The sequence below is a fragment of the Flavobacterium rhizophilum genome (genome assembly GCF_046000485.1).
Lineage (GTDB): Bacteria > Bacteroidota > Bacteroidia > Flavobacteriales > Flavobacteriaceae > Flavobacterium > Flavobacterium rhizophilum.
In genome coordinates this window covers 1-3600 of sequence record NZ_JBELQB010000022.1, presented here as the reverse complement: position 1 = coordinate 3600, position 3600 = coordinate 1, and the positions used below count along the sequence as shown (strand labels likewise).

The window sequence follows — 3600 nt, the reverse complement described above, 5'->3', positions numbered from 1 at the left end:
CTACTTTTTCCTTTATTTCGGTTTGGTTACCATTAGCATCATAATCTATTTCCTTGTGCCTTACACGGGGATCATTCCCGGGAACACTCACCCACGACGGATATTCAGTAATCTTCCTTGGTGCGTGCGGTTGCTGGTAGCCATAACTACCATTTTGATACATTAAATTATTTATAAAACCTTAAAAAGAAAAGACGACCTGTTGGTCGTCTCTTTTTTAATCAAAACTTTTAATTTAATACTGTCTTTCAAATGGTTACATTATAATTTTATCAAAACACCTAATCTGACACATTACCTTTTGTTTTTAGATTATTCATATTCATACTTATCAGGGTTATCCAATCTTTTATTACAATAAAAAACTGGGCTTTTTCTTCTATTTTTTATATTTTCTTTAACAAGAAAAACATTCCTTGTCTCACATGTACCTAATAATATGACATTTTCATTATACATTACCAAATCAAAAGCGAAGCCACTAATTCTAAATATACTGTCTTTGGTTGTATACCATGTATTATTCGGATAATTATCTAGCGAATTTTTTTCTAATTTAACAATACCATTAATATCTATTGAGTATAGATCATAAAGACTATCTGAATGAAATTTATAATATTTATCATTAAAGCCAGGCGTAGCGCTATCATATCTACACCAATACTCATCTTCACCTGTAATTAAAATGTCTTCAATATTATTTTTTTCACAGGCAAAAAGCATCGTTAGAGCAATAAAAAAGAACACTCTAATTATCCAATTCCATAAATTTAACTTCATTTTTGCTTCCATCGGGATGTATTTTTATTATGTTTAAATTTCCTTTTTGATACGTAGGATTAGGTACTATTAATTTATATCCTGTATTCAATGCATTAAAATTATTAATCAAACTTTCTATGGAGGATGTATGATTCTCTTCTGTAGATTTATCCATATTCAAAAGATATAATGCAAAAGAAGTTACTGTACCAGATTTAAAACTATCAGTAGTCCTACTAAAAGTATCATCCTTCATTTGTTGGTAATAAATTTCAGCATGATTTTTGAATGTTGACTCGATACCGCCCTTATGATTAGAGACATGCTCAGCTTCATGAAAAATTATATTCTTTAAATTATTATAATCGTCAATACTTTCAGAAAAACACCCGTTGCCATTAAGACGCATTATATTGTCAGACGGCGTATAAGCTGGATTAAAAGAAGATTGTGGTTGCTTTTTATCATAAGCAGCTCCCATTAACCCATCTTTTTTCATTTGTCGACGATAATATCCTGCAACATTAGCCATTGCTTGTCTGTGTTCTTTATTTGATGAGTCCAATTGTGAAGGTTTCAATCTTTTTCCATCAATATCAATATAAATACTACTACCCTCACCTGTATCTTCAATTAGTTTACCTTTTATATCAAATATATGATCTTCACCTTTCATACCTGTAGGATCAACATATCTAATAGGATTATTAAAGCAATATGCATAAGAACTCCAGTCAGGGTATTTCTCCGCTAATGGATCTACTCCTATAAACATACTCCATTTTGGGTCATAATACCTTGCTCCATAGTAATAATTTCCTGTTTCCTCATCATATTCCTTGCCGTTAAACTTAAACGGCGTGTTAAACGAATTGATGTGTTCGTCAACCAGCATTTCACCAAACGGCATGTACTCTATATGCTGGCTCACATTACCAGCTAAGTTACTGATATAACTTGAACTACCTCTATAACTTGAGTGTCATGCTCTTACCATACCATTACTAATATAAACAAAAAAACTCCGGTTTTTACCGAAGTTTTTTACTTATTAAGAAAATGAAACAATTATCGAACTCTTTTATAGAGGATTTAGAAAAACTTAATTTCAAAATCTAAAGCAAGTCAACACACTTGAAACACTACCCAAAAATCGCATTCGATTTTTACCACCTATTTTGATACATTAAGTTATTATAAAACCTTAAAAATAGAAAAGACGACCTGATGGTCGTCTCTTTTTTAATCAAAATTTCTAATTTAATACTGTTTTTCAAATGGTTACATTGTAATTTTATCAAAACACCTAATCTGATACATTACCGACTTATAGTTACAATTAGGTTTCTATACCCTAATAAGATATACATTAAAAAGTTTAGCTTTTATTATATATCCTATACTGTTTAGAGGGTTAGATTAATCAGGGTTATACAATTCCCATGTAGCATTTGTTACAGAATAATATTGGGGATACCCCTGAAACGCAAGATTTTTTAATACAGGTGAAGAAACATTAGCTGCATTCTTCCTATGAATAGCTTCCGCATCTATAAATCTAAAATTCCCCTTTAATTTTACTTTTTTACCTTCATAAATAGTATCCCAACGCCTTAAACCTGCAATTCGATATACTTTTTCACTATCACTATATAATATAGCTCCGGTTTTATTGCTGTGCGCAACTCCAATGACGGAATCAACAGTACCTGCTTCTTTCCCTGACTTACAACTCATAATTAGCAAAAAACAAACTAATACAAAATATTTCATAATTAACTTAATTAGATTACTCATCTTTATTTACACTTGTTGGGAATGAAGAGTAGCCAACGCAATATACGGTTCTGTTGAAAGAAGCCGGGTATTCATTAGCATAATAATTTACATCTGACTCATGTACCATCATTGGATCATTAGGATCACCAACTTCTTGGTGATTGGCATGCCAAAATTTTTGTGTATTTTCATTATAAACTCCATAATCAAACATAATACTATTTTTAAATGGAACGTTTAACTTCCACCCAGACATATCAACTTCATTAGTAGTTTCATTTACAGGGCATTCACCCTTTGTTGATTCATAAAATCTTATGGCAAATACAAAAGCCCTACCCTCTTTATTATTATCTTTAATCGCTGCGTTATGTTCATTCATAACCTGAATTGCTTTATCTAATTTAGAATAAGCAAACTCCATCGAGGGTAGATATGTTTCCCTTTCTTTATGTTGCACAAAACTACTCACATCATTTGTTGAGCCATATAATTCTAAAAAAACCATACCAATACAACCTTGTTTTAACATATACTTTCGATCATTATTCATTGTTATGTTATGACTTTTTTCGAAGAAACTTATATACTGTTGAACCGTATATTCCTTATGATACCCTCCCTGATCTCCTCCGCCAGGCGGCGGGTCATTTGGTTCCATACCAGTAGGGTCTACAAGTTTTACCGGGTTATTAAAACAATAAGCATAAGAACTCCAGTCAGGATACTTCTCCGCCAATGGATCTACTCCTATAAACATACTCCATTTTGGGTCATAATATCTGGCACTATAATAATAATTTCCTGTTTCTTCGTCAAACTCCTTGCCGTTAAACTTAAACGGCGTGTTAAAGGAATTGATGTGTTCGTCAACCAGCATTTCACCAAACGGCATATACTCTATATGCTGGCTCACGTTACCAGCTAAGTTACTGATATAACTTGAACTACCCAAGTGATCAGGATGGAAATAGAATATATTAAGCATTTCTGCATAATGCCTGTAGGATGGTTTATCCCCTTCAACAATTGGTGATAATGTTGGGGCATTCTGTC

4 protein-coding genes are annotated in these 3600 nt (G+C 32.2%); all 4 read right to left on the bottom strand.

What is annotated here, in order from left to right:
- Positions 1-312: 312 nt before the first annotated feature.
- The gene (locus ABS768_RS17480) at positions 313-795 is read right to left on the bottom strand and encodes a hypothetical protein (RefSeq protein WP_408076237.1); all 483 of its coding nucleotides are present in this window, start codon (positions 793-795) and stop codon (positions 313-315) included.
- A complete protein-coding gene (locus tag ABS768_RS17475) occupies positions 752-1675 on the bottom strand; it encodes an RHS repeat-associated core domain-containing protein (RefSeq protein ID WP_408076238.1) in 924 nt (307 codons plus the stop codon). The genes ABS768_RS17480 and ABS768_RS17475 overlap by 44 nt, the downstream gene beginning before the upstream one ends.
- Positions 1676-2184: 509 nt before the next feature.
- Positions 2185-2538 (bottom strand): hypothetical protein, encoded by a 354-nt coding sequence (locus tag ABS768_RS17470; protein ID WP_408076236.1) that lies wholly within the window; start codon positions 2536-2538, stop codon positions 2185-2187.
- Between the two features lie 16 nt (positions 2539-2554).
- Positions 2555-3600, bottom strand: a 1046-nt coding sequence (locus tag ABS768_RS17465) for an RHS repeat domain-containing protein (RefSeq protein ID WP_408076235.1), incomplete at its 5' end; no start/stop codon positions are given.

What these genes read in the sequence shown, in the direction of transcription:
- ABS768_RS17480 (WP_408076237.1), bottom strand. Translation starts at nt 795, where the DNA reads ATGGAAGCAAAAATGAAGTTAAATTTATGGAATTGGATAATTAGAGTG.
- ABS768_RS17475 (WP_408076238.1), bottom strand. Translation starts at nt 1,675, where the DNA reads ATGCCGTTTGGTGAAATGCTGGTTGACGAACACATCAATTCGTTTAAC.
- ABS768_RS17470 (WP_408076236.1), bottom strand. Translation starts at nt 2,538, where the DNA reads ATGAAATATTTTGTATTAGTTTGTTTTTTGCTAATTATGAGTTGTAAG.